Origin of the sequence: Acidaminococcus sp. (assembly GCF_050873445.1) — a bacterium.
Lineage (GTDB): Bacteria > Bacillota > Negativicutes > Acidaminococcales > Acidaminococcaceae > Acidaminococcus.
In genome coordinates, this window is record NZ_JBNMIU010000032.1 from 1 (window position 1) to 25,071 (window position 25,071).

Here is a 25,071-nt window from a genome sequence, read left to right on the forward strand (position 1 = left end):
TAACGAGACATATCTATGCTCCTTTCAGTTCTTCGTGGTGGTTGAGTTGAAATTCAGTTTAGGTATGTCTTATTTTATATAAAACATAGGGGTCTTGTGAACAGGAAGTCCACAAGACCCCAACATTTATTATAGAACCAGAAAAAACGACGGCCGCCAACTGGCGGTCGCCGTTTTTTCTTATTTTACCGCTTTTACAAAGAACTTGATGAACGCTATGGTCTGGGGCTGATAGATCACATCCACCAGGAATGCCCCCACGATGGGAACGATCATGAATGCCTTCCGGCTCATGCCGTACTTGTCCTTGATGGCTGTCATGTTCACAATAGCTGACGGCGTTGCCCCCAGCCCGTGGCCGCACAGCCCGGCACACATCACCGCCGCGTCGTAGTTGCTGCCCAGTACCCGGAAGACTACAAAGTAGCAGGCCAGAGCCATGAATACCACCTGGGCCGCCACCACCAGGACCACGCCGCCCAACAGGCCCGACAGTTCCCACAGCCGCAGGGTCATCAGCGCAATGGCCAGATACAGGTTCAGCATCACATCACCGATGGAATCCACCAGAGAGAAGCTGAAGTGGTAAAAATGGAATTTTTCATTCAGGTTCCGCCACAGTACCGCCAGGAACATGGCGCCTACGTAGGTGGGGAAGCTCATGTGGATCAGCTTGCCGATCCAGCCGGAAACCACTGTGCCCAGGGCCATGCACACCAGGATGGCCGTTACGTTCTTGATGATATCCAGGCCGGCCAGCTTTTCGCCGCTGGCCGCATTCACATTTTCCACATCCGTATCGAAGTCTTCCGATGCATCCGGCTTCAGGTGGTATTTTTCAATAAGGAACCGGCCCAGAGGACCACCCAGCAGCACCGCCGAAATCAGTCCAAAGGTAGCTGCCGCCGCCCCCACTTCCATCCCGGCCGGATAACCCATTTCCACAAAGGTTTTGCCGTAGGCCCCGGCAGCCCCGTGACCCCCGATCATGGAAATGGCACTGGCCAGGAGCGCATAGGGTTCCGCCAGTCCGGTGGCCTTGCTGATGGCAATGCCGATTCCATTCTGGAAGACGGAAATGATCCCCGAAACCAGCCAGTAGATGATCAGCAGCCCGCCGCCCTTTTTCAGAAGGGAAAGGGAAGCTCCCAGGCCTACCGTGGTAAAGAACGCCAGCATGAACGGATTCTGGTAATAGGTATCGAACGCAAAACCGAAACTCCCGCTCTGGTGCCCGATGAAAGTCACGAACATGAACAGGAAGCCCCCTACTACCGGTGCCGGGATGCAATACTTCTGCAGGGCCCCCACATGGCTCTTCACCCAGTACCCGATCAGCAGCATCACAGCTGCCAGCGCCGCCGTACAGATGGCATCCGCCTTGATGGTCAATACGTTGTTCAAGAAAACGATGGACATGGTATCCCCCTCTTTCCCGGTGGAGTCATCCTCCACGCTGATTTACAGGTTTAGGATATTGTAGCATAATTCCATCCGTAAATCGTCAAAAGAAAGACAGAATTGTCCACAAGACAGGCAGGTATTTTGTATTCTTTTGGACGCAAAAATCAGCTTTGTTAAAAGACGAACGTACCCTCTGTTAAAAATTCTGTGATGAACCACCTGATTTTCCCATGAATTTTGTGATAAAACGCGATAAAATTTCTAGATTTTTGTGATTGGACGACCAGATTCATTTTATCATCTTGAAAAAACAACAGCGCCGACGGTGCCCTCTCACCGCCAGCGCTGCTGTTTTCTGTTTACATCACAAAGGCAACCAGGAAGTTATACGCTGCACAGGCCAGCACACTCACCGGCACGGCCCGCAGGAGCAGCTTGTTGAACAAAGTGGTCCGGTCTTCTTCCTTCGGCGTGGATCCCAGGATCAGGGAACCGCCGGAAGAGAACGGGCTGATGGCACTGGACTGTGCGCCCAGCACCGTGCAGGCAAACAGTGCCGCCGCAGAAAGCCCCGTGCTTTCTGCCAGCCCCGGGATCAGCGGGAACAGGGCAGGTGCCACCACACCTGTAGTAGAGCTGAAGAAACTCATGATGGCCGCAATGATGGAAAACGCCAGCGGGATCAGCGGCGTGGGCACGTTGGCCCCCACCCAGGTGCTCAGCATCTTGATGGTACCGGCTTTGACGGCTACAGAAATCAGCATCCCGGCCCCGGCAATCATCAAAATGGTGTTCCAGGGGATTTTGGCAATGGCTTCCTTCTGAGGAGCCAGTTTCAGGAGCAGGGCGATCACTGCAAAGATGATGGCCACCAGGCCTACATCCACTTTACCCGCCAGATAGGCAATGGTCGGATTCCCCGGCATAAAGATCTTCAGCAACGGGAACGCCAGAACTACCACCATCATGACCAGCATCAGAGTCAGGGTCTGTTTCTGCACCGGCGTAAACGGTTCCGGCTGTTTGAAGGCGACCCCTTTGCCGATATTCCGGTTGGCTTTGATCCCGTAGCGGAATACGGTAATCAATACCAGCGAAAATACCAGGGAAAGCAGGAAAATTTCCATCTCCATGGCAAAGGAATCCATGGGAGCCTTCAGCTTCAGGGTTTCATAGGCAGTATCGGACAGGCCCCGGAAGATGACCCCCAGGTTGGAAGTGGGAAAATTGCCGCCGCACAGGGCTCCGCTGTTGATGGCCACGGCCCCGGTCAGTTTGTCCATCCGGGATTCATCGCAGATCAGCAGGGTAATGGGTGCCAGGAAAGCCAGTACGGTGAAGTAGGTAGCTCCCATGACGGACAGGACCACCGCCACGCCGAACAGGGCATAGGGCAGCATTCCCGGGAATTTCCGGCAGGAATACAGCAGGGAGCCGGACATCTTTTCCAGGGTCCCGTTAATGGCCGCCACATTGTAGAACAGCGAAACCGACAGGATGACGAACATGGTGCTGACAGGCCAGAAGCTGATCACCGCCTTCGGTTTCAGCCCCATGACCAGGCACCCGATCAGGTACGCAAAAACGATACAGAACAGCCCGGTATTCAGGCTGGTTTTATAGCCCAGATAAATAGCAATGGCAATGGCCAGGATAATCGCAGCGCTCAACATTTTGGTTTCCTCCCCTGAATTCGTTAGGCCTTGCAGGCACCCACCGGTTCATCCGGAATATCCAGCAGCCGGTACGGAATGGTCTTGGTCATATAGTAGACCTGTTCTTCGGGAATGCCGTATTCCACCAGGTAGTGCATGTATTCGTAGATTTCCGTTTCCCAGTCGGGGTTTTCCGTCTGGCCCCCGTCCGTATCCACCATCACATGCTCATAGCCCACGGCCTGGATCAGTTCCGCATTCTCCCGCAGATTCATGTGGTACTTCTTGCCCTTGCCCATATTCTGGGCGTAACACCGCTCCAGGATCACATCATAATCCTTCACCAGCCGCTGCTGATCTTCCAAGGTATAACTGCACACCCACCATTCCGGATGGGTAATCACGATCTTTTCCACGCCGGCCTTCCGGGCGGCCTCCACCACTACGAACGCTTCTTCCGGAGAAACGTGGGCCGTAGCCAGTACGGCGTGATGGTCCCTGATCAGCTGGAATACGCTTTCCAGTTCGGGGATTACTTTGCCGTCACGCACCAGCTGGATGCCGTCATCCGGGTTCTTGCCCATTTTTTCCAGATGCCGCCGGGCCGACTGGGTGGGCAGCCAGATGACCTTGGCCCCCAGCTGCAGCCCCTTTTCCACGGCTTCCGGGTTGACCCCGCCGATGACCTTGTTCATGACCACGCCGCCATACATGGTGAAATCGGTCTTGTCGCCGTACACCTTCTTCACATAGGCGTTGACAATGTTTGCCCGGTTTACCGTAAAGCCCAGGTGCGACTTGATTACAATGGCCCGGGCCCCCACCCGTACCGCCGCATCCGCCAGCTCCAGGTCATTGTAGGCCCGCAGCCGCAGATCCGGATTGGTATGCACATGCATATCACAAATGCCTTTCAACGAAACTCTGCTCATGATATTCTCCCTCATTATCCAAGTTTTCTGAATCACATGATTAGTGTATCTGTTTCCTTCCTATTGCAGAACCCGATAAAAAGCGATATATTGTATCGGAAAAACCGATAGCAGAAAGGATACATATCATGGATCTCCACGAACTCCAGTATTTGATTACCCTGGCCGAAGAAAAGAGCATATCCCGGGCTGCAGAACGCCTGTTCATGGCCCAGTCCAGCCTTTCCCAGTTCCTGAGCCAGACCGAATCCCAGCTGGGCTACAAACTTTTTATCCGCACTCCCAGCGGCATCCGCCCCACCGAACCGGGCAGGCGGATGATCCGGTTCGCCTCCGAAACCCTGTCCGAATTCCACCGGGCCAAGGATGAAATCCAGGACATTGGCAATTTAAAAGGAGGACACGTGATCCTGGGCATCAGCTCCTTCCGGGGTTCCTTCCTGCTGCCGCCCGTCCTCCACGCCTTCCAGCAGAAATACCCCGACATCCGGGTGCAGATTGTAGAAGAAAACTCCCTGGCCCTGGAACAGCTCCTCCTTTCCGGCAAGATCGACCTGGCCATCCTGGCCATGCCCGAAAAACGCAGCCGCATCCAGGCCCATTTCCTGATGGAAGACGAAATCTGCCTGATCACCAGCCCCGACCACCCCGTCATGCAGTGTGTCCACCAGGGCCAGGCCGCCCGGCACCCTTCCCAGCTGTCCCAGTATATCAACATCGAAGACGCCGCCTGCTACGAATTCCTGCTCAGCGGCTACGATACCATCCTGGGCCGGGAAGCCCGGCGGATCTTCCTGCGCCACGGCATGAACCCCACCTACTACAACGAGAACCTGTCCGCCCTGTTCGCCGCCTCCCTGGGAGCCAGCGGTCTGGGGCTGGCCTTCACCTACGCCAGCAGCCGCCAGTACTTCCACCGGGCCCAGCTGCTCTCCTTGGGCAAGGACGGTACCTCCATCGCCCTGGGCACCGCCATGGCCCCGGGAAGGTACCATTCGAAAGCCACGAAGACGTTGGAAAAAGTGATTTTTGAGGTGCTGGGGGAAAAATAAAAAGCAAGCTCCGGCCTGCAGTCGGAGTTGTATCGCGATACGGTCGAAGCGTACGTTGCGGGGATAGGTTCACCGCCGGTCTGCTTCGCAGACTTCTACGAATCCATACGGAGTTTTACCGAACCTGATACTTTGTTTGCGTAGGGGCGTATCAACAGTACGCCCTCCCTCGAATGTCCATTTTTTCAAAAAAGAGCTGTGGAGAACGATTTATCCATTTCTCCACAGCTCTTTTCGCTTTTATTTCCAATAAAATGATGGTGTTATCTTTTAAAGAATCTCCATCTTCGTCACTTCAGCATATTTTTTCAGGAAATCCGCTCTGGGACCACACAGTTCTTGGACACCAGCCGCTTTCAATTCTTCCTTGATCCGTCCATACTCTTCGATGGCAAATTTCTCTGCTTTCTTTGCACAGGTTTCCATCAAAGCAAAAAGGATTTGTTTTTTCTCCTGTTCTTCAGCCCTCGCAGCTTTCATTTCTGCATCAGCCGCCAATTCTTCGATTTCCGTTTCAATCGCGTTTGCTCTTTCTTTGACACCAGGCGCAAACCGGTCATAATCGATCCCGATGATTTTCGCCAGACGATCCATCAGCCACCACAAGGATTTCTCAGAGAACTGGCCTTCTGCATAAGCCATCTTTTCCGGCAGCAGGATTCCTGTATACGACAGTAAGTAAAGAGAACAGCAGGGCTGGGTATAAGCTTCTCTGACAACGACGCCGATGCCTTCCCGGTACCAGGCAATCATAGAAGAGCCGGTCTGGCTCATATCCCACTGCAGCGCATGTCGGCAGACAGTGGGCAGATACCCGGTAGACGCCCCATACCGGGGAGACAGTACCGGATCATCCTCATAATGATCCCGGAAAATCCGTTTCAGGCTGGCCAGATCATGTTTCGCCACGTTCCGGGACAGCTGCCGTACCCGCCGCCATCGGGGAATGGCCAGTGTCTGGGCCGCAAAATCCTTCATATAGGCCTTGGAAAAGTTAAACGCTTCATCCGGCAGCAGCCAGCCATTCTCTCTGGCATGTGCTTCCAGATCGGGAGAAGCCAGGTCGAACTCTTTTTCTATCGTATAGCAGTTGCCGATATTGGCCACACCACTTTGTACCCATTTGGCCACGTACCGTCTCCCGGCTGTTTCCAAAATCCAGATTTCTTTCGGGTCGATGATGATAAAGGAATTTTCATAATGGGATTGGTACAAGGCACTGGCATTTCGCAATTGCCCGTATTGCGTCAACAACGAGACAATCACATCCAGGGATTCCCGGGCTGTAGCGCCCCGTTCCAGCCCCAGCCGCAGCAGGTCCATCCCCAGGATACCTTCCACCGTTTCCACATCTTTATCCCGGGAATTTTCGGCTTCATTGCCAATAATCACGCCCTGGTCATTGGCCCCCATTTCAAAGCCATACATCCAGTACGGCTTTGAACCAAGCACGCCATATGTATGGCTGACCTGGGGAATCGTCATGCCCGTAATGGCCAGTTCTTCCCCTTCCATATGATCAGCCGCTGGGAACCATTGCAGAGGCTGGGCTTCCCCAATGGGACGATCACTGTTTTTTGCCATCATATTGCAGTGGTAAGCGCTGCTGTCAGCCGCCACCGCCAGTGTATCACAAGAAAGTAATTCTGCCATGTCAGTTCTCACACCTTTCTCAGAAAGGACCGTATCCTGTAGAAACAGCGATATACAGGAATACCAGCTGCATCACGAAGAAGACGACCTGCAGCGGAATGATGAATTTATACCAGATTTTCAGGGGAACTTTAGCCAGTCCGCAATAAATCAGCAAAGTCCCATTGGTGAACCATAACGTGTTGGAAATCCCATCGCCGAATTGAAAAGCCAGAACAGCGGTCTGGCGGGTAATGTGAAGCATATCTGCCAGCGGTATCATAATAGGCATCACAGCCATAGCCTGTCCACTCCCGGAAGGAATCAACGCATTGATGAACAAGTTCGCAATGAACATCCCTACAGCAGAACTATAGGTGGATGCTGTTCCCATCAGGCTGGATAAGCCATGAACCAGAGGATCTACCAATCCGCCGTCAGCCATGACCACCTGAATAGACCGGGCCAACCCGATAATCAAAGCACCAGGGAATGCGTCCTGAGCCCCTTTGACCAGCGCATTGGTCATATCCGTCGGGCCCATACGATTGATGATGCCTACAGCCGTTGCCCCTATCAGAAAAATGGCCCCCATTTCATTGAAAGACCATTTGTACGTCAGCAGGCCAAAGATTGTAAAGGCAAAACAAGCAGCCATAATGAGTAAAGAAGCTGTTTTCTTTCCGTCCATATGGACATCTTCCGGAATGGCAATTTTCAAATCTGATTGGTCGATATCCTTCATCAGAGATTGGGATGGATCCTTTTTGATTTTTGCGGCATACCGGAGAACCCAGAACAGGCTGAGTCCGGTAACGATAATCAGTACCGCCAACCGCAGTTCCCAGCCGGAAAACATAGGCAGCTTGGCAATCACATCAGCTGTACCTACGGTATAAACGTTAAAAGGCCCTACTGCAAACGAAATCAGGCAGGCGAACCCGGAAATGGCCATTCCCACAAGAGAATCGTACCCCAACGCCAGGGACAACGAAATGATGATGGGAACAAATGGGATGATCTGTTCAGACCAACCCAGGATTCCCCCGATAACACAAAACACAAGCATGACCACAGCCAGAATCCACTGGCTGGAAATCTTATGAGATAGCTGCAGCAGAGATTTGATGCCTGCGCCAATGGCTCCGGTTCGGTTATAGACCTCTACCACACCACCGATGATCATCACCACGAACATCATGGTGGCGGCTCCTTCCAGCCCTTTTGGAATGGAACGATACATTTCCAGGAACGAAACCGGCGTCCGGGGAACCGCATGGTAGCTGTTGGCAATAACTACATTCAGGCCATTGATTTTTTCCCGATCATAGGCACCAGGTGCAACAAAGTAAGAAACAATAGTACAGAATACGACAATAGCCAGCAGGACAAGATAGGGATTGAAATTGATGCCGTCTTTCTTTTTTTTCATACTAACCAACCTCACTCTAGAATGATTGCAATATTCTAATTATAGCATCAAAATGTCGATAGAGAATTACCCCCATCGACATTTTTAACGCTACACATGATGTCAAAGCAGCAAATGAATCATAAAGCTCTGGATAATTAGTATTAACGCCCCACCCAATCGGGAAGAAATCTGTGCAAACGGCATCAATTCCATTCTGTTGCAGGCTGTCAGCACATAGACATCTCCGTTACCACCAGCATTGGCCATACACAGACCGGCAGTAAGGGCACTTTCCACAAAGTAGAATTTGACCAGTAATCCGAAGAGTCCAGCTCCCAGCACTGCCATCACCACAACCGTAATAACCAGTACCAGATATTGCCAGGTCAGAACCTGCAACATGGAAGCAATATTAAACATAGCGATCCCGACGCCAGCCATAATCACCACCAGGAAATTTTCCCGGATGAATTGATACCATTCTACCACGCAATACTCCACTTTTTCCGGCAGGAACCCAATGATTTTCGTAGCAGCCACTGCAATGATAGTAAAGGCATAAGCATGCAGAGTAGGAACGAACATATTGGCCAGTTTACCAAATACCATGAATCCAGCCGTCATCGCCATACCAATCCCCAAATCTTTCATCTCAAACGAATAAGGGTAATGTGTACTTGAGTTTTCCACGGTTGTACCTTGCATCAGTGCGCCATTCCCTGTCAAAGAAGGCTTTGCTTCTCCCAACATATTCAGGACCACAGCTCCTAGTACAGCCATCCAGTTTCCCATCGTTACTGCTGGAATGATTTTCGAATAAATTTCCCCTGCCGTCTGGCCTGTTGCCGCTGCGTAGATTTCCGACATAGGAACTGCACCGGCGCCATTTCCGCCACCCATGATAGGACCCACAATGAGCAGGATCGTTTCTTTAGCTGAAAACCCCAAGAATTCTCCCAACAATGCCGTAAATCCATAAGAAAACAGAATCCCGCCAATAATGGGGATAAAATACCGCGAACCAGCCCTAATGAGCATTTTTCGATCCATGCCCATGATACTGCCGCAAAGCAATGCCCCTACAAAAAATCCCAGAAGATCCGTGTTTCCGTTGATTGTCCCTTTAACGATTTTTACCGTAGCATCCGGAATCCAATGCCAGTATACGAACAAAGCTGTAGTAATGCTGCAGGCTGCCAGGCCAATCGTCTTTTTCAATATTCTTACATGCTCAATGATAAATCTAAGTCCGTATCCATAAACCATGCATACTGCAATTCCGCCATATAAGGATTTAGGTAGATGATTGGTATACATAGCTGCAAAAACGATTGCTGAGAACAATAAATACACAGCCATGGGAACTCCCATTACATTCCAATTGCTTTTTTCATTAAATGGTATTCTCATATTACTCACTCCCCATAAGTAAACAAGAATGCAGCCAGCATTTTCATCGATTTCAAGTAGTCTTCTTTCCGGATATTTTCATCCGGAGAATGATGATTCGCATTGGTATTTCCAGGCCCAATCCCAATAATTTTCAAATCCGGCTGAACCCAGCGCAGAGCAATAGCCGGTCCTCCTCCCAGCTGAGTAATTTCTTTTACCAAAGGTTTCCCATAAACCTGCAGTGCCACACTTTCCAATAAAGCGGTTTCCGGTATCTGGATAGGAGTTTTTACAGGTACAGTACCTTCCTCATAGACTACTTCCACATCTCCAAAACCCTGTTCTAATAAATACTGACGCATTCCCTGTGCAATTCGATTCGGATCCTGATTGGCAACGAGATAACAAGAAACTCTTGCCGTTGCTTCGTGGGGAACGATACCCCGTGGGCCTTTATACATTTCTCCCGCTTCCAGGCCACAGATAGACATCGTAGGTTCAAAATAAAGCCGTCTCTTCAATTCTGTCCCCGATGCTCCCAGGACAAATTGTTCCAATCCCAGTTTTTCCTGTTTTTCTTTTTCATCATAAGGGAACTCATCCAGCACTTTCATTTCTTCATCTGTCGGCTGGATGATATGATCATAAAATCCGGGAATACGAATCCGTTCATCAGTTCCTTTTAACGTGGACAACGCCCATACCAACCTCCAGGAAGCACTGGGAATTACAGCTCCCATACGACCGTGGACATCATGGCTTGCCGTCCGCACTTTCAAAATAAATGTGCAGTTGCCACGAACCCCATAACGTGCCCAGGGGCCGCCATTTCCCTGCCGTCGGCCATTTTCCCAAAAACATACATCAGCCTGTACATATTTACGGAATTCCTCCGGCTTTGTTTTGGCAAACCGCATCATGGACGGACTGCCGCTTTCCTCATCCCCTTCAAAAAGGAAGTGGACATTGACAGGCAATTCCCCTCGCACTTTTAAAATAGCTTCAATAGCCTGCACCCGAGAAAGCAAGGGTCCCTTATTATCAGATACACCGCGGCCATACAAATAACCATTCCGTTCTGTCAATTGATAAGGAGTACCGGAAGTCCATTTTTGCGGATCACCAGGTTCTACTACATCGTAATGATTATAGAGGAGAACAGTACGTTTTCCCTTTCCTGGCATGCACCCGCAAATCAGAGCATTCCCTTCAGAGATGGGAACCCGTTTTACCGGAATTCCCGCCTTCTGAAACCGTTTTTCAATAAACATCCGAGCCTTTTCTCTTTCTTCCGGGCAGGATGCTGTACTGCCATAACCAATAAATTCTTTTAATTCCTTAAAATATTCATCCTGATGCGCATCCATATAGGAATAGATTTTTTCTAATTGATTCATTTTCCCCACCTCGTTTTATTTTACGTTTAAAATGTCACATCTCTTTTCATTTTGTCTTTTTCTATAGTATAATATTATTGTTTTTATCGTTCTAATGAATTTTTTGTCTTTTCTGCATAACATTATTTCATGGAGGTGATTGCATGCTGGCCCATGCCTATGAATACATCCTGGCCATTGCCCACAGTGAAACGCTGACCCAGGCAGCCCAATCGCTCTATATCAGCCAGCCTGCTTTAACGAAATATATAAATCGTCTGGAGCAGAACCTGGGAATCAAGCTCATAAATCGAAATCAAGTTCCCATCACTTTTACCCCTGCAGGGAAACTGTTTTTAAAAAAAGCTGATGCAATCCTGATGCTCCAAAAACAATTGCTGGACGAACTTCAGTCCCCTTCAGCTACGCAGCCACAGTATCTCCACCTGGGAATGACACCCGAAGCCTGTTCTCTCAATCTCCCGTATATTCTTCTGGGCCTGAAGCGGAAGTATCCAAATTTACAGCTAAAGATTCTAGAAGGACAGAATAACTTGCTAAAAGAAAAACTCCAAAGCCATCAAATCGACTTGGCATTGATGGCACAAACCAGTCCTAAGGATCCAGATGAATTTTCTCTGACCCATTTAGAGAATGAGCCTATATTATTGGCTATCCCCCAATCTTTTCCCATTTGCCGACAATTTGATTTGGGGAACAATTCACCTCTTACTCCCTATTATTTAAATCCTGCAGAAATAAATTCTTTAGATTTTGTTCTTTGCAACAATTCTTTAGGTATGGGCCAGACAGCTCGTCTGATTTTTCAAAAGTACCATATCCATCCCCATATCGTTATGGAAACAGCCAGAAATGAAACTGCCCTCCGGCTTGCTTCTGCAGGTCTGGGTGCCGCATTTTGCCCAATCCGGACACCCTTGCGGATTGGGCTCATTTATCCCATGGCCTATTTTTCTCTAGAAAGCCCCCTCCTCACCCGTCAGCGCTGGATCTATACTCCGAAGAATGAAAAAGCCACTCCGTTCAAGACAGAATGTATTCACTTCATCCAGCGGCTTTATCGAGAACAATCTGAAATGACAATTCCAGTATGTCAGTTATTGACAATAAGAAAAAAATCTTAAACGTTACTTGCTGAAAATTATCAAGGCCGGACTATAGAGGTTTACTTTTCAAGAACGTTGTATTGAACTTGACAATTCGTTAACAAAAAAGCACCTACTCTCCATCTCGAAGTAGGTGCTTCTTACTATATTTAAATTTCACAGCCAGATGCTGGCAATATAAGTGGCTAACAACCCACCCAGTGCCATAAAGATATTACCGAGAGACAACGTCTTTAGGCCTGTTTTCATGTCAAATCCCATGCAGTTCGTATATACCCAGAAATACGAGTCATTGACATGACAGCAGGAACGGGCACCAGCACCCGACGCAAGGAAAATCAAAATCGGATTAAGGCCCAGGCTGCTTGCAATCGGAGCACACAACGTAGCAGCAGTCGTTACAGCAACAGTACCGCTCCCTTGTACAACTTTCAGCAAACCCGAAATTACAAACGGGATTAGGATGAAAGGCAGCCCTGTATTGATAACCATTTGTGCCAGGCTGGCACCAGCACCAGAAGCTTTCAGTACGGCACCCAGCGCACCACCGGCAGAAGTGATGAACACGATGGGGCCAGCATCTTTCAGCGTGGAGTCCATGATTTTCAGGACCTTCTCGCCGCCGATCCGCTTGCCCAGTGTGATGATGGCCAAGACGGACCCGATGGCCAGAGCCATGTTGGCATCGCCGACGAAGGAAGTCACAGCCAGGATCGGATGTTTCTTGGGCAGCATCATGGCAGCCGTGGTGTTCCCTACGATCAGGAGCAGCGGCACTACCAGCGGAATCAGGCTGGCCAGGGTCCCCGGCAGATCATCGGTATTATCATCAAAAACAGCCTCTTCCTCTTTTTCCGCATCCGGCTGGAACTGGTAATAGCTTTGCGGACGGGTCCGCAGATAGATTTCGGCAAAGAGCCAGCCACCGGCCGTCATGAACACGGCGGCAAAAGCGCCCCACATGATAGCCTGGCCAATATCGATCCCCAGCAGCCCGGCTGCGGCCAGCGGACCGGGAGTCGGCGGCACGTACACATGGGTTGCCAGTAACCCGGCCGACAAGCTCACGGCCAGTACAGCCAGGGGAATATGGGTCTTCTTGTGGATGGCCTTGACCAGAGGAGCCAGGATGACGCAGGCAGCATCAGAGAACACGGGGATGGAAACCAAATACCCGGTGATGGCCATGGCCAGACCGGCCCGTTTCTGTCCAACCAGCCGTACGGCGTCGATGGCCATCCGGTTCGTGCCTTTGGCAGCATCCAGGTAGTTCCCCAGCAAAATCCCGAAGATGATGACGATTCCGATGCTCTGCACCGTTTTAGCGAAACCGCTGGTGATGGCCTTAATCGTGGCAGGCCCGCCCATGCCGGAAAGCAGCCCCATGATGAGCGCCGTTGCCAAAAGGGCAATGAAGGCGTTGGCCTTGACCTTCAGACACAGGAACAACAGTACGGTGATACCGATTACGAACACCAATTCAATTGACATGATGTTTTCTCTCCCTTCTTATGTCCAGTCTGCTTCCCGTCATGTTCTTTTTTAAACTTCCTGACTTTCCACACAAAGCAGCTGCCGATCACAAGCAGTGAACCCAAAAGAAGCAACTGATCCAATTCCATTTCGTTCACCTTTCCTTATTTTTCCTTGCCGAATTTCTTCCGCATCAGAGGTTTGATGCCACCGGCTTCCAGGATCTTCATGGCCTGGGGTCCCAGTTTTTCACAGGAGTAGGATTCGCCGGTTTCCTGTACCGTCACTTCATATTTTTCCAGATCCAGGGTCAGCGTCATGCCGTCCTTGACCTTTTGGCTCAGGCCTTTGCAGATGATGGGCAGAAGGCCCAGGTTCACGGCGTTCCGGAAGAAGATCCGGGCGAAGGAATCCGCCAGCACGGCCTTGGCGCCCATGTTCAAGAGGGCGATGGGAGCGTGTTCCCGGGAAGAGCCGCAGCCGAAGTTCCGCCCGGCCACCACCATCCCGCCTTTGGGGAAGGTCGCCGCAATGTTTTCATCCACGCCGCACAGGCAGTGGCTGCCGATTTCCTTGGGGTCCACGATATCCAGATAGCGGCCCGGATAGATCTGGTCCGTATCGATGTTGTTGCCTACTACAATGATTTTTCCCGTAATTTTCGTTTCCATTCCAAATGCCTCCCTTACAGATACTTCCGCGGATCCGTGATATAGCCCGTCACCATGCTGGCCGCTACAGTAGCAGGGCTGGCCAGATACATCCTGGCTTCCGTAGATCCCATCCGGCCCGGGAAGTTCCGGTTCGTGCTGGTAATGCATACTTCACCGGCCGTCAGGACGCCTTCATGAGCACCCAGGCAGGCACCGCAGCCCGGCGTGGAGATGGTGGCCCCGGCAGCCATCAAATCCTGGATATAGCCTTTTTCTAGGCATTTCTGCATCACTTCCGTAGAAGCGGGGATGACCACCAGTCGGGTGTATTCAAGGATACTTTTGAGATGCGCATCTTATTGGAGTCTACAGCCGCAGCTAAAGCTGCACAAAATGATTTAAAAGAGGCAGATTCATACATTGCTAAATTAACGGATATGCAATCCCACATTGATACGATTGATGATAAAAATTATGAGGAGCTAAATCAAGCCATTCATATGGCCATTTGGGAAGCTGCTGATAACCAAAAATTAACGACTTATCTTATGGAACTGTGGAATGGTCCAAGTACTGGTCACGCTATCCCTGAAGAACAAAAGCATTATCGTCTCTCGACAGAAGAACATATCGAGATTTTAAAAGACATCCGCGACCATAAATCAGCAGCAGCCAAAAAAGCTATGGAGAAGCATATTAAACGAAGCGAGGAAAACGTCCTCGCTTATCTTGAAAATCGAAATAAATAATTTTTGTTTGAATTAATTAAAAAAGGGGACCGTGAAGAAATGAGGATTCATTTCTTCACGGCCCTCTTTTTCGTTTTCATGAGGCCACTATTTCACAACCTCTATCTTCTTTATCCTTCCTGACTGACACCTTCCAGGACCATATGACCATCGGGCAGCAGTGCCCCACCACAGCCATCCACCCGTTTGGTTCCAGCTGCATAGAACTCACCGTCTTTGCACATGACACTATTCAGCATCGTACTCATGGCTTGGTCACTGGGCACCCTCATAATCTGATGGCCCCTTTTTTCCAACAGAACCAGCGTATCATCTGAAATGCCCAATTCCACCTCCAGCCCCTGTTTTTTTGTCTGGCAATGGATAAACGGCAGCCCTACCAGCCGTTCCGGCGTCAGACCAAAATCCACCGCATTGACGATGCCCTGTACAATACCGGTAATAATCCTCGGGCCCCCAGCTGCCCCAATGGCCAGAAACGGTTTGCCATCCCTGCAAACCATGCTGGGTGCCATACTGGAAAGCGGTGTTTTGCCGCCGGCAATACTGTTGGCCATCCCATAACTCAGCCCCTGACTGGTGATGGCCCCAGCTTCAGCGGAAAAATCGCTCATGGCATTGTTCAGGACAAAGCCCAAACCATCCACCACAATCCCGCAGCCATACCAGTCACGGACTGTCTGTGTTTGCGAAAAAGCATTTCCGTCCGCATCCATGACCACAAAATGAGACGTATTGCCTGGATATTCTTTGGCAGCAATGTCTTTGGCTGCCGCAAACTCTCCTGCCTGATCCGTCATCAACGCGGCCCGTTCATCCGCAAATTTCTTGCTGATCAGCCGATCCGTATCCACCTGGACAAAATCCGGATCCCCCAAGGCCTGGCTCCTGTCAGCAAAGCCCAATTTCATGGATTCTGCCAGTGCATGGATGGTTGCCGCTGTATTCTGCCCCGTTTTCCGCACATCCCGATGTTCCAGTATATTCAGCATTTCCAACACGGCACAGCCACCGCTGGGCGGCCCGAAGGAAACTACATCGGTCCCATGATAGGTGGTGTGCATGACCTGCCGATATTTGGGATGATATTCCGTAAAATCACTAAGAGAAAAACAGCCGCCCCGTTCATTGATCAAATCCACCATCTGCTGGGCTACCGGCCCAGTGTAAAAAGCATCGGCACCTTTTTCAGCAATGGTTTCCAACAGTTTTCCGATCTCCGGATTGGTCTGTTTTTCACCAAACCCATAGGCACTGTCATCTGGTTTCAGGTAGAGTTTGCGGAATGCGGCGGAAAGTCTCCGTTTCCGCCGCACAGAATCGTCTTCCATGGTTAGAGATTCCGTGTACCCGGTTCCAAAGCCTTCTTCCGCCAGTCGAATAGCCGGTGCGGCCACATCCTTCCAGGTCAGTGTCCCATATTTCTGCAGGATTTTCTCCAGTGTGCGAAGGAGACCGGGCACTGCCACAGATTGCCCGCCCAGGTCTTTCCATTCATCCTGGACTTCCCCGTCCTTGATGAACAGATCTGGTCCTGCTGCCTTAGGGGCAATCCCCCGGCCATCCAGGGCCACGAATTTCTTTTCTTTGGCTACATAGAGCAGGGAAAAGCACCCTCCTCCCAGTCCGGAATGATGAGGTTCCACCACAGAAAGGGCCAGTGATACAGCCACGGCTGCATCAAAGGCATTGCCACCTTTTTTCAGGATTTCCAGGCCAGCTCGGGTGGCATATATGCTGTTGCTGCTGATGGCACCCCGGGAACCACGAGCAACCGGTTTTCCCCAATAAGAAGGCCACATATAAATTTCTTTTTTCGTCTGTGTCATGCTGCTTCACTCTTCTTTCCCGTCATCAGGGATACAACGATCCCTACCGTATAGGTTACCAGTACTACAGGGTATACCGCTTCCAGCATATCCGTCAGCTTCAGGAACATCCAGGCCACCCCTACGATCATGCCGCAAAGCATGCTCCAGAAAGCACCCTGGGGCGTAATCTTTTTCCACATAATCCCGGCTAAAATGGAAAAGCTGACAGGAGCCGCCGCCACATGCTGCAGTGTCAGGAACAGGTTGGTCAGCGCATTGCTGGGAATCAGGTTGGCCGGCAGCAAGGTCAGGTAAGCAAAGATGAAAGTAATCCATTTGGAAATTTTCAAGACTTTGGCATCATCTGCCTGAGGATTGATTTCTGTCTTATACACATTGGTGATAATGGTTCCAGTTGCCAGCATCATGGTAGCCATAGTAGCTGCAATGATCATGGTAGCAAAAGCAAAGACGACACCAGCAAACAACGGGCTGCTGAACATCTTGATAGCATAGGCAAAAGCCGTGGTTCCATTCCCCAAATCAGCACCGGCTGCTTTGGAAAACATCCCGCAAATAGCCGTCAAGATACAGATAGGAGCAGCGATCACATAACCCAGAATAGACCCTGTACGAGCCGCTTCCGGAGATTTAGCCGACAGCAGAGGCTGCAGGACCGACTGCATTACAGCCGTACTGATACACCCGCCTACAATCCAGGCAATAATCCGGTGAGTAGGCATATTGTGCCAGGAAGCATATTGAGTCGGCAGTTTCGCCAGCAATCCGCTATAGTTCCCGAATTTCGGCAATGTGGTGAACACAAAACCCATCAGCAGAATATAGGTCCCGATGCAGACCACCCGGCCTACAGCCGAAGCACCACGCATCCCGGAAAAGCTGGTATAGACCACGGCAATAGTTACCCCGATCAGCATAGCCCAACTAACGCTCAGTCCGGGCAATACGATTTGTACAATACTGGAAACCGTTTTCAACTGGATAGGAATGTATAGGAACCCATACACAATCCAGGCATAGGAATAAAGACGAGCCGTTTTGTTCCCGAACTTCAATTGCAGATATTCTGGAACAGATTCGCTGGGCAGATTTTCACGAATCAATTTGGCAAAGAAGGCCAGGAAGATAAAATAAAAACTGCCCGCAATGGAGTACCAGGCACCCGAAATACCCAGATTATACCCATTTTGAGCAGCACCTACAATTGCCATCCCGCCAATCTGCCAGGCCGCAAATACGCAGCCCAAAGACCAGGCACCCAGCGTACGATCCCCACCGGACCACTGGCTGGCAGCTTTGATGTTGGAACCGGCATAAACACCGATGCCAATGATCAGACAAAAGGTAATGACCCAAACCGCAACTAACATACCAAACCCTCCTTTGATGAAAATGATATATACAACAGACAAACTCAAAAAGTTTATCTGCCGGTAAACCACCAAAAGAAATATATTAGTGCAGTCGAAGTATTTGTTTTATTAAATATATTACTACAATTGTTTTCTTCTAAATTTCTTGTTTCTATTTCTCTATTTATTACAGTATAGCGGTATTATCTTTAAGAATCAATAGGATTTTCCACATATATACAGTCATAAGTAATATATTACTTATTCCAATATACCGATAATGTCCTGGCAAAAGAATTCTTCAAATGGCTCTCCATGGCCTTAAAGGCTTTTTTCCCATCTTTCCTAGCAATTGCTTCGTAGAGCTTTAAATGTTCCCGATAGACTTTTTGGGCATCGATGGAATTGTTATAGACACTCTTCACTTCAAAGCGCAGATAATGATCCAGGACCACATCCAAAAACCGATAGAACATCTCGTTATGAGCAGCCCGGATTACAGCTCGATGGAAGCCATGATCAATGCGATACAGTTTCTGTCCATCTTCTGATGGAAGTCCCTCCTGCAGAGAAGTCAGAAGCTGCTGCATTTTCAACAAGTCCTCCTCTGTTGCCCGTTGAGCAGCCAATTGAGCGCATAGTGGCTCCATCAGCATCCTGGATTCCAAGATGTCTCTGGCTCTTTCGTAAGAAACCGGCTGAATCAGCACCCCTCTTCCCCGGCAGAAAGTCACATACCCATCTGTCTGCAGTTCCAGCAACGCTTCCCGCAACGGGGTCTTGCTGATGCCCAGCTCTTTGCAGATGCTTTCCTGGGAATAGATGGCCCCGATCCGGAACCGATTAAACAAAATCGCATCTTTAATCCGCTGATAGGCCTGTTCCTTATACGTTTGACGTTCTGGATTCTTTTCATTTCTCCCTTGCATAGGACTTTCCTTCTTTCTGATTCCTCTTATATTGTCCCTATTCATCCATATCCCGATAATGGGGACTGTGTTTCTCAAATTCTCTTTCCATCGTTTTCCCATAAGCCTGGGCCTGTTCCACCAGATATTCCAGATTGCCGCCCAGCCGATAATCTTTCCGATGGACGAACGATACGTGCCAGGTGGGGTTCCCCAGCATCCGGAACCAGGCACACTGATCCCGATAAGAGCTAGCCAGTACCCGGGAATGCGGAAGGATTGTGCAACAGATACCCTTGCTCACCAGCTGAGCCAAGGCACTGTTCATGGCCGTTTCAATCAAAATCCGCGGATGGAAACCATATTCTTCAAACATAGGATTGATGACTTCCTGCCGCATGGTCGAAGTATCAAAGATCAAAGCAAATGGGTCATTGGCAAACAGATGCAAATCGATGACGCGCAAAGGTTTCCCTTCAGAAATAGGCACAGTACGCTTTGCCAGTGGATGATCCAGAGGAATTCCCAGTAAGAGGTCCTCCTCATAAATTGTCTGGAACACACAATTTCGAGTGATATTTCCGGAGGCCTCCTTCAACAGCACAATTCCCAAATCCAGAGAACCTTCTTCCAGCATCCTGTATTGTGCTTCCACAATCCGCTCCACTAAAGAAAAGCTGATATTGGGATAGCGTTCATGAAAATTCGGATAAATGGCTGTGAACAAATCAATACCATGCTCATGAGTCAGTCCCATGCGGATTTCCCCCTGGATATCCTGTTTCAGATCATTTAATTGAGTAAATGTATTCCGTTGGATGCGCAGGATCTCCATAGCATTTTTTACATAAATTTCTCCTGCTTTGGTAATGTGCAGATGGTGATGATCCCGTTCGAACAATTTCAATCCCAGGCTGTTTTCCAATTTGATCAGCTGCTGGTTCAAGCCCGATTGGGTAATATAAAGTTTTTCTGCGGCCCGGGATATATTTCCACATTGAGCAATGGTCACCACATACTCCAATGTTTTCAGATCCATTTTGTCCCTCCTTGTTCGTACGTTTGCTTCTAATCATCATCATTATTAGCACGTTTACTTTCTTTCGTCAATTCCCTAGAATAGATATCAGAAGGTTTCGAAAGTTTTCGTTTTGCGCACACGAACTAACACCAACCAATCTGCTTGAAGGGAGTCGAAGGAAAATGAAAGTTGTAAAATGGCTCGACAAAAATCTGGAAATCGTCATTCTGGCCATTATGCTGGCCATCATGTGTTTTCTTTCTTTTGCCAACGTCATTATGCGGTATTTCTTCCACCATGCTTTGACCTGGTCCGATGAAGTCTGCTGCTACCTGCTGGCCTTATCCGCTTTTTATTGCCTGCCCTGTGCCGTCCGTCGAGGAGTCAGTCTGAAAGTAGACACATTCACATCCATGCTGCCCGTCAATCTGCGTAAGGTTCTCGAAATCATTTGTTCTGTACTGATGCTGGGTATCCTGTTCCTCCTGTTCAAAGGCACCACGGGGCTCATCGGCAAAGCTGCATTGATCCATCAGGCCAGCCCTGCGTTGGGAATCCCGGTAGCCAAAATTTACTGGGCCATGGGCATCGGTATCCTGCTGGGTATTTTCCGCTACTTGCAGCTGATTTTCTTTTTACTCAAAGGAAAAATCACGGTAGAAGCTGATAACAGCAAAGATTTCGCCGCCAAAGAAGAAAAGGAGGATTGACACCATGTCCATCAGTCTGTTTTTTATCCTGCTAGCCATCCTGCTCGTCATCAGTCTTCCTGTAGGCGGTGTCTTTACTCTACTTTCCATGACGCCGAATCTGCTCAACCCGCATTTTTCCTTTGGTGTAAACGATGTTGCCCGCGCCATGTTTTCCGGGCTGAACAGTTTTACTCTGCTGGCTGTTCCTCTGTTCATGGTTTCCGGCATGATCATGGCCCGGGGTGGTATTTCCAAGAAGCTGTTCAATTTCTTCGGATATTTCATCGGGAACAAAACAGCTGGTTTTCCCTGCGCCGTAGTTACCACCTGCATGTTCTATGCGGCTATTTCCGGATCTTCTCCGGCTACAGTCTCAGCAGTAGGTGCCATGACCATCCCCTTCCTGGTTTCCATGGGCTATGATAAGATCTTTGCCACTTCCATTGTGACCGTAGCCGGGGGACTGGGTGTTATCATCCCTCCCAGCATTTCCTATATCGTATATGCTTCCATTGCCAACTGCTCTCCTTCCAAGCTATTCATCGCCGGTATTTTCCCCGGCCTGCTGATAGGCTTTTCCCTGATGCTGTATTGCTATATCTACTGCAAAAAGCATGGGGAAGACAAAGCCAAATTGAATCAGCGGTATGAAGAACTGCATGCGCTTGGTCTCTGGAAACTGTTCAAAGAAAGCTTCTTTGCCCTGATGACTCCGGTCATTATCCTGGGAACCATCTATTCCGGTGTCTGCTCCCCCACGGAAGCAGCCGTCATCAGCGTATTCTACGGTCTGTTCATCTGCCTGTTTGTTTATAAGACCCTGGCTTTCAAAGATCTGGGCCGCGTATTCACCAAGGGTGCCGGCACCTACGTCAACATCCTATTCGTCATTGCTGCAGCTTCTGCTTTTGCCAAAGTCCTGACGCTGCTCCGTTATCCCCAGACCATCAGCCAGGCAGTCCTGGCCGTATCTGATAACAAATATGTTGTATTGCTGATCATGAACCTGATTATGCTGGTATGTGGCATGTTCATCGACAACATCCCCAACATCATGATCCTGACTCCGATTATGGTTCCTATCGCTTCTGCACTGGGAGTGGATCCGATCCACTTCGGCATCATCATGACCTGCAACCTGGCCATCGGAATGGTCACCCCACCCATGGGCATCAACCTGTTCGTAGCTTCGGGTATGACCAAGATTCCCATGCTAAAACTGGCCCGTTCCGTAGTTCCTTTCCTGACAGCCTTCCTGATTTCCCTCTGCTTCATCACCAACATCCCCGGAATTTCCATGGGACTGGTGAGTGCTCTTTCCAAAGAAGAAGCCAAAGTAGCAACTTCCGGAGATATCGGCAAAGCCCTGGAAGCTGATGCAGATGACTATGGTAAAAGTATCAAGTCCCTGGATCCCAGTGAAATTCCTTCTGAGTACCATTGGAGAGCAGCCATGACCGTAGCTGAATCCTCCATCAACTACAAGATGGTGGCCGAATTTGCGCACCTGCTGGAACAGAAATCCGGAGGTAAAATCACGGTTGATATCTACCCCAGCGGCCAATTGGGCAACACCACTGAATTCACCGAAGCGGTGGTCAGCGGTTCCATCGACATCGGTACCGGAATGACCACCGACCTGGTAGACTTCATCCCGCAATATGCCGTCTTTGACCTGCCCAACCTGTTCGATAACGTGCAACAGATGCGTGCCGTTTTGAACGGAGACTTTCCCAAAGTCATGAATCAGTACTGCAACGCCGGTGGTATCCAGATGCTGGGCTACTCGGATGCCGGGTTCCGGGAACTGACCACCAATAAAAAAGTCACCAAACTGGAAGACCTCCAAGGCCAGAAGATCCGTGTAATGACCAACAAATACCACATTGCCTACTGGAATTCCCTGGGTGCCGCTTCAACTCCCATGCAGTTCACAGAAGTATTCATGGGGTTGCAGCAGGGGACCATTGATGGACAGGAAAATCCTTATATGAACATCGTGGGAAACAATGTCCAGGAAGTCCAAAAATATGTCATCGAAACCAACCACATCGGCCATATCATCACCTTCTTCATGAACAAGGATGTCTACAACTCTCTGCCGGATAACGTACGGCAGCTGGTGGATGAATGTGCCAAAGCAGCCACTGCCTATGGGAATGCCAAGGCCGACAAGAGCATTCAGCAATACAAACAGACTTGTATCAATGCCGGCTGTCAGATTATCACCCTGGAGCCTTCTGTAATCGCCGAAATGCGGCAAAAGAGTCAGGTGGTTTATGAGATGGTTCGCAAAGATCTGGGCAACGATATCGTTGATCAGCTGCTGCAGGCCATCCAGCAGGCCAAGGCACAAAATTAAATACCAAAGGCCCTCTGAAGCGAAATCTTCAAAGAGGGCCGGAAAGGTTCTGATCCATAATGAATTTTGCAATCAGACAGGGACGACTCTATGATCCCGGAATTGGTAAAACCATACAGAAAGATTTATTTCTCGCCAATGGAAAACTTCTGTATGATGAAAGAGAAATGCCTGCCGGTCCGGTCCAGACAATTGATGCTGCGAATTATTTTCTTACCCCGGGCCTAATCGATTATCACACTCACTACTTTTATCAGGGAAGTGAAAACGGGGTCAACGCCGATGCATCTTCCTTCTGCATGGGAATTACCACAGCGGTAGATGGCGGCACAGCCGGAGCCGGCAATTTTGAACTGTTTCACAATACCATTATGATCCATTCCTCCGTCCGCCTGCTCAGTTACCTTCTGGTGGCTTCGGGAGGTCAATCCAACGATCGCTATCCGGAAAATCTGGATCCCCGCTACTTTGACGAAGAAAAAATCCTGAAATTGTTCCAGCGTTATCCTCAGGAACTGGTAGGCCTTAAGACCCGCATTTCTAAAAACATCATTCCCTCTCCTGAAATGGCCAGAGCTTCGTTGAAACGGACTGTAGAAATCGCCGAAAAGGCCCATACCCGGGTCATCGTCCATGTCACTGACTGTACGTTGTCTTTAGATGAGCTGGCAGCCCTGTTACGACCTGGAGATGTCATCTGCCATATCTATCAGAATCGAGGTGAGCATACCTGTCTGGACAAAGAAGGTAAAGTCCTTCCAGGACTCTGGGAAGCCAAAAAAAGAGGCATATTATTCGATGCCTCCAACGGACGCAGCAATTTCGATCTGGAAACTGCTCAAAAAGCTATTGCCCAGGGATTCCTACCTGATATCATCAGTTCCGATAACAATCAATCCAGCTGGTTCCTGCCGCCGCTTTATTCTCTTCCCCGTATCCTGTCCAAATACCGAGAATTCGGAATGAGCTGGGAGACAATCATCGATTGTGCTACCCGGAATCCTTCCAGGATTATTGGCCAGCCAGATCTGGGAAGCTTGCAGGAAGCTTCTCCTGCTGATCTGGTCATCTGGAAACGTAAGCAAAAAGATGTGGAATATATGGATATCAATGGAAACCATCTTCAGGGCCACGAAGTACTGATTCCACAGATGACTTTCAAAGAAGGTCAATGCGTCTATTGCCAGGCTGATTTTTTATAAAGTTCTCTCTTCCCCCGGATATATTTCAGATATACACCGGGGATTTTTTGTCCCCACTCCGTTTCTTTTCCCGTTCTATGGTACAATAAAAGAACTAAAATTCCCCAGCAAAGGAGCATGCCCTTATGGAAGATATGGATATTGGAGGCCGGATCCAGGAATACCGGAAAGCTGCCAGAATGAGTTTGCGGGAACTTGCCACCCGTGCAGAAATTTCTGCCTCCATGCTCAGCCAGATTGAAAACAACATTGTCAATCCTTCCATCAATTCATTGAAGAACATTGCTGAAGCCCTGGATGTTCCTCTATACAAATTTTTCAAACCCCAGGAGCCTTCAGCAGAAGACCAGATTGTCCGTAAGGGAAAGCATCAAATCATTGGACATTGGGGGACGGAAGTCACCTATAAACTGCTGACCCCGGATACAGAAAGTTCCATTGAGTTCATCCTCATGGAAATTCCTACCGCTACATCAACCAACAAAGCACCACGAGGCCATAAAGGAGAAGAGACTGCCTATGTACTGGAAGGTTCGGTACAAATTATGGTAGATGATCATATCTATGAGCTGAACGAAGGCGACAGTATCCGGATTTTGCCTCATCATCCTCATCAATGGACCAACAATTCCCGACATCTGGTCCGTGTAATTTTTGCCGTCAACCCACCCTCCTTTTGACAAGAAAAAGCCTGCCATCAATTTTGATGTGACCCCAAAAAGTTAGACCTTAGTAACGAGATGGTTGTGCCATCTCGTTACTTTTTTATGCAGCCTGTTGCGAGAGTCTGTATTGGACAGGACTCTTCCAACCTAATCTTTCCTTAATCCTTTGCTCATTGTA

The 25,071-nt window shown here is 49.3% G+C and carries 21 protein-coding genes and 2 pseudogenes; 8 read left to right on the forward strand and 15 right to left on the reverse strand.

The genetic code is table 11. The features are described 5' to 3' along the window. Positions 1-180: 180 nt before the first annotated feature. The 3 genes from gltS to ACR0QW_RS06750 form a co-directional block, all read right to left on the reverse strand. Positions 181-1,419: a sodium/glutamate symporter gene (gene gltS, locus ACR0QW_RS06740; protein ID WP_432642943.1), complete on the reverse strand. Its 1,239-nt coding sequence runs from the start codon at positions 1,417-1,419 to the stop codon at positions 181-183. A gap of 344 nt (positions 1,420-1,763) precedes the next feature. Continuing rightward, the gene (locus ACR0QW_RS06745) at positions 1,764-3,077 is read right to left on the reverse strand and encodes an SLC13 family permease (protein ID WP_432642944.1); all 1,314 of its coding nucleotides are present in this window, start codon (positions 3,075-3,077) and stop codon (positions 1,764-1,766) included. Between the two features lie 23 nt (positions 3,078-3,100). After that, a complete protein-coding gene (locus ACR0QW_RS06750) occupies positions 3,101-3,991 on the reverse strand; it encodes a DUF6282 family protein (RefSeq protein ID WP_432642945.1) in 891 nt (296 codons plus the stop codon). A gap of 128 nt (positions 3,992-4,119) precedes the next feature. Between ACR0QW_RS06750 and ACR0QW_RS06755 the strand changes: the two genes are divergently transcribed. After that, on the forward strand, positions 4,120-5,043 hold the full coding sequence (locus tag ACR0QW_RS06755; RefSeq protein WP_432642946.1) for a LysR family transcriptional regulator: 924 nt from the start codon (positions 4,120-4,122) through the stop codon (positions 5,041-5,043). Between the two features lie 270 nt (positions 5,044-5,313). On the opposite strand, the gene ACR0QW_RS06760 is transcribed toward ACR0QW_RS06755, so the two are convergent. From ACR0QW_RS06760 to ACR0QW_RS06775, 4 genes are all read right to left on the reverse strand, one after another. Further along, positions 5,314-6,696: a C69 family dipeptidase gene (locus tag ACR0QW_RS06760; RefSeq protein ID WP_432642947.1), complete on the reverse strand. Its 1,383-nt coding sequence runs from the start codon at positions 6,694-6,696 to the stop codon at positions 5,314-5,316. Between the two features lie 19 nt (positions 6,697-6,715). Further along, positions 6,716-8,107, reverse strand: coding sequence for a YfcC family protein (locus ACR0QW_RS06765; protein ID WP_432642948.1), 1,392 nt, complete (start codon positions 8,105-8,107; stop codon positions 6,716-6,718). Positions 8,108-8,209: 102 nt separating this feature from the next. Next, positions 8,210-9,499 (reverse strand): 2-hydroxycarboxylate transporter family protein, encoded by a 1,290-nt coding sequence (locus ACR0QW_RS06770; RefSeq protein WP_432642949.1) that lies wholly within the window; start codon positions 9,497-9,499, stop codon positions 8,210-8,212. 5 nt (positions 9,500-9,504) lie between these two features. Then, positions 9,505-10,878 (reverse strand): M20/M25/M40 family metallo-hydrolase, encoded by a 1,374-nt coding sequence (locus ACR0QW_RS06775; protein ID WP_432642950.1) that lies wholly within the window; start codon positions 10,876-10,878, stop codon positions 9,505-9,507. A gap of 143 nt (positions 10,879-11,021) precedes the next feature. Between ACR0QW_RS06775 and ACR0QW_RS06780 the strand changes: the two genes are divergently transcribed. Further along, entirely contained in the window at positions 11,022-12,002 is a 981-nt protein-coding gene (locus tag ACR0QW_RS06780; RefSeq protein ID WP_432642951.1) for a LysR family transcriptional regulator, read from the forward strand. Between the two features lie 138 nt (positions 12,003-12,140). Here ACR0QW_RS06780 and ACR0QW_RS06785 read toward each other — a convergent pair whose 3' ends face one another. The 3 genes and pseudogenes from ACR0QW_RS06785 to ACR0QW_RS06795 form a co-directional block, all read right to left on the reverse strand. Then, a complete protein-coding gene (locus tag ACR0QW_RS06785) occupies positions 12,141-13,475 on the reverse strand; it encodes a GntP family permease (protein ID WP_432642952.1) in 1,335 nt (444 codons plus the stop codon). Positions 13,476-13,621: 146 nt separating this feature from the next. Continuing rightward, on the reverse strand, positions 13,622-14,128 hold the full coding sequence (locus tag ACR0QW_RS06790) for a 3-isopropylmalate dehydratase small subunit (protein ID WP_432642953.1): 507 nt from the start codon (positions 14,126-14,128) through the stop codon (positions 13,622-13,624). Positions 14,129-14,142: 14 nt separating this feature from the next. Then, positions 14,143-14,454: pseudogene (locus ACR0QW_RS06795) on the reverse strand (aconitase family protein); the annotation flags it as partial. A gap of 3 nt (positions 14,455-14,457) precedes the next feature. Here ACR0QW_RS06795 and ACR0QW_RS06800 point away from each other — a divergent pair. Then, complete coding sequence (locus ACR0QW_RS06800) at positions 14,458-14,859, forward strand: FCD domain-containing protein (RefSeq protein WP_432642954.1); 402 nt, start codon at positions 14,458-14,460, stop codon at positions 14,857-14,859. Between the two features lie 110 nt (positions 14,860-14,969). Here ACR0QW_RS06800 and ggt read toward each other — a convergent pair whose 3' ends face one another. From ggt to ACR0QW_RS06820, 4 genes are all read right to left on the reverse strand, one after another. Next, positions 14,970-16,688, reverse strand: a complete 1,719-nt coding sequence (gene ggt, locus ACR0QW_RS06805; RefSeq protein ID WP_432642955.1) for a gamma-glutamyltransferase — start codon at positions 16,686-16,688, stop codon at positions 14,970-14,972. After that, a complete protein-coding gene (locus ACR0QW_RS06810; RefSeq protein WP_432642956.1) occupies positions 16,685-18,061 on the reverse strand; it encodes a sodium:solute symporter family protein in 1,377 nt (458 codons plus the stop codon). Before ACR0QW_RS06810 ends, ggt begins: the two co-directional genes overlap by 4 nt. Positions 18,062-18,300: 239 nt before the next feature. Beyond that, positions 18,301-18,972, reverse strand: coding sequence for a GntR family transcriptional regulator (locus tag ACR0QW_RS06815; protein WP_432642957.1), 672 nt, complete (start codon positions 18,970-18,972; stop codon positions 18,301-18,303). Between the two features lie 37 nt (positions 18,973-19,009). Then, positions 19,010-19,990, reverse strand: coding sequence for a LysR family transcriptional regulator (locus ACR0QW_RS06820; RefSeq protein WP_432642958.1), 981 nt, complete (start codon positions 19,988-19,990; stop codon positions 19,010-19,012). Positions 19,991-20,154: 164 nt separating this feature from the next. Between ACR0QW_RS06820 and ACR0QW_RS06825 the strand changes: the two genes are divergently transcribed. From ACR0QW_RS06825 to ACR0QW_RS06845, 5 genes and pseudogenes are all read left to right on the forward strand, one after another. Continuing rightward, the gene (locus ACR0QW_RS06825; RefSeq protein ID WP_432642959.1) at positions 20,155-20,682 is read left to right on the forward strand and encodes a TRAP transporter small permease; all 528 of its coding nucleotides are present in this window, start codon (positions 20,155-20,157) and stop codon (positions 20,680-20,682) included. Positions 20,683-20,686: 4 nt separating this feature from the next. Continuing rightward, positions 20,687-21,970, forward strand: a pseudogene (locus ACR0QW_RS06830) (TRAP transporter large permease); the annotation flags it as partial. A gap of 147 nt (positions 21,971-22,117) precedes the next feature. After that, the gene (locus tag ACR0QW_RS06835) at positions 22,118-23,026 is read left to right on the forward strand and encodes a TRAP transporter substrate-binding protein (protein ID WP_432642962.1); all 909 of its coding nucleotides are present in this window, start codon (positions 22,118-22,120) and stop codon (positions 23,024-23,026) included. A 59-nt stretch (positions 23,027-23,085) separates the two neighbouring features. Next, positions 23,086-24,228, forward strand: coding sequence for a metallo-dependent hydrolase (locus tag ACR0QW_RS06840; RefSeq protein WP_432642960.1), 1,143 nt, complete (start codon positions 23,086-23,088; stop codon positions 24,226-24,228). A gap of 125 nt (positions 24,229-24,353) precedes the next feature. Beyond that, positions 24,354-24,908, forward strand: coding sequence for a helix-turn-helix domain-containing protein (locus ACR0QW_RS06845; protein WP_432642961.1), 555 nt, complete (start codon positions 24,354-24,356; stop codon positions 24,906-24,908). Positions 24,909-24,993: 85 nt separating this feature from the next. Here ACR0QW_RS06845 and ACR0QW_RS06850 read toward each other — a convergent pair. Then, positions 24,994-25,071, reverse strand: a 78-nt coding sequence (locus ACR0QW_RS06850) for an IS3 family transposase (RefSeq protein WP_432642436.1), incomplete at its 5' end; no start/stop codon positions are given.

Coding starts and splice junctions, on each gene's coding strand:
- ACR0QW_RS06845 (WP_432642961.1), top strand. CDS start 24,354: ATGGAAGATATGGATATTGGAGGCCGGATCCAGGAATACCGGAAAGCT.
- ACR0QW_RS06785 (WP_432642952.1), bottom strand. CDS start 13,475: ATGTCAATTGAATTGGTGTTCGTAATCGGTATCACCGTACTGTTGTTC.
- ACR0QW_RS06765 (WP_432642948.1), bottom strand. CDS start 8,107: ATGAAAAAAAAGAAAGACGGCATCAATTTCAATCCCTATCTTGTCCTG.
- ACR0QW_RS06825 (WP_432642959.1), top strand. CDS start 20,155: ATGAAAGTTGTAAAATGGCTCGACAAAAATCTGGAAATCGTCATTCTG.
- ACR0QW_RS06815 (WP_432642957.1), bottom strand. CDS start 18,972: ATGCAAGGGAGAAATGAAAAGAATCCAGAACGTCAAACGTATAAGGAA.
- ACR0QW_RS06820 (WP_432642958.1), bottom strand. CDS start 19,990: ATGGATCTGAAAACATTGGAGTATGTGGTGACCATTGCTCAATGTGGA.
- ACR0QW_RS06790 (WP_432642953.1), bottom strand. CDS start 14,128: ATGGAAACGAAAATTACGGGAAAAATCATTGTAGTAGGCAACAACATC.
- gltS (WP_432642943.1), bottom strand. CDS start 1,419: ATGTCCATCGTTTTCTTGAACAACGTATTGACCATCAAGGCGGATGCC.
- ACR0QW_RS06770 (WP_432642949.1), bottom strand. CDS start 9,499: ATGAGAATACCATTTAATGAAAAAAGCAATTGGAATGTAATGGGAGTT.
- ACR0QW_RS06840 (WP_432642960.1), top strand. CDS start 23,086: ATGAATTTTGCAATCAGACAGGGACGACTCTATGATCCCGGAATTGGT.
- ACR0QW_RS06810 (WP_432642956.1), bottom strand. CDS start 18,061: ATGTTAGTTGCGGTTTGGGTCATTACCTTTTGTCTGATCATTGGCATC.
- ACR0QW_RS06750 (WP_432642945.1), bottom strand. CDS start 3,991: ATGAGCAGAGTTTCGTTGAAAGGCATTTGTGATATGCATGTGCATACC.
- ACR0QW_RS06780 (WP_432642951.1), top strand. CDS start 11,022: ATGCTGGCCCATGCCTATGAATACATCCTGGCCATTGCCCACAGTGAA.
- ACR0QW_RS06760 (WP_432642947.1), bottom strand. CDS start 6,696: ATGGCAGAATTACTTTCTTGTGATACACTGGCGGTGGCGGCTGACAGC.
- ACR0QW_RS06800 (WP_432642954.1), top strand. CDS start 14,458: ATGCGCATCTTATTGGAGTCTACAGCCGCAGCTAAAGCTGCACAAAAT.
- ACR0QW_RS06745 (WP_432642944.1), bottom strand. CDS start 3,077: ATGTTGAGCGCTGCGATTATCCTGGCCATTGCCATTGCTATTTATCTG.
- ACR0QW_RS06835 (WP_432642962.1), top strand. CDS start 22,118: ATGACCGTAGCTGAATCCTCCATCAACTACAAGATGGTGGCCGAATTT.
- ACR0QW_RS06775 (WP_432642950.1), bottom strand. CDS start 10,878: ATGAATCAATTAGAAAAAATCTATTCCTATATGGATGCGCATCAGGAT.
- ACR0QW_RS06755 (WP_432642946.1), top strand. CDS start 4,120: ATGGATCTCCACGAACTCCAGTATTTGATTACCCTGGCCGAAGAAAAG.
- ggt (WP_432642955.1), bottom strand. CDS start 16,688: ATGACACAGACGAAAAAAGAAATTTATATGTGGCCTTCTTATTGGGGA.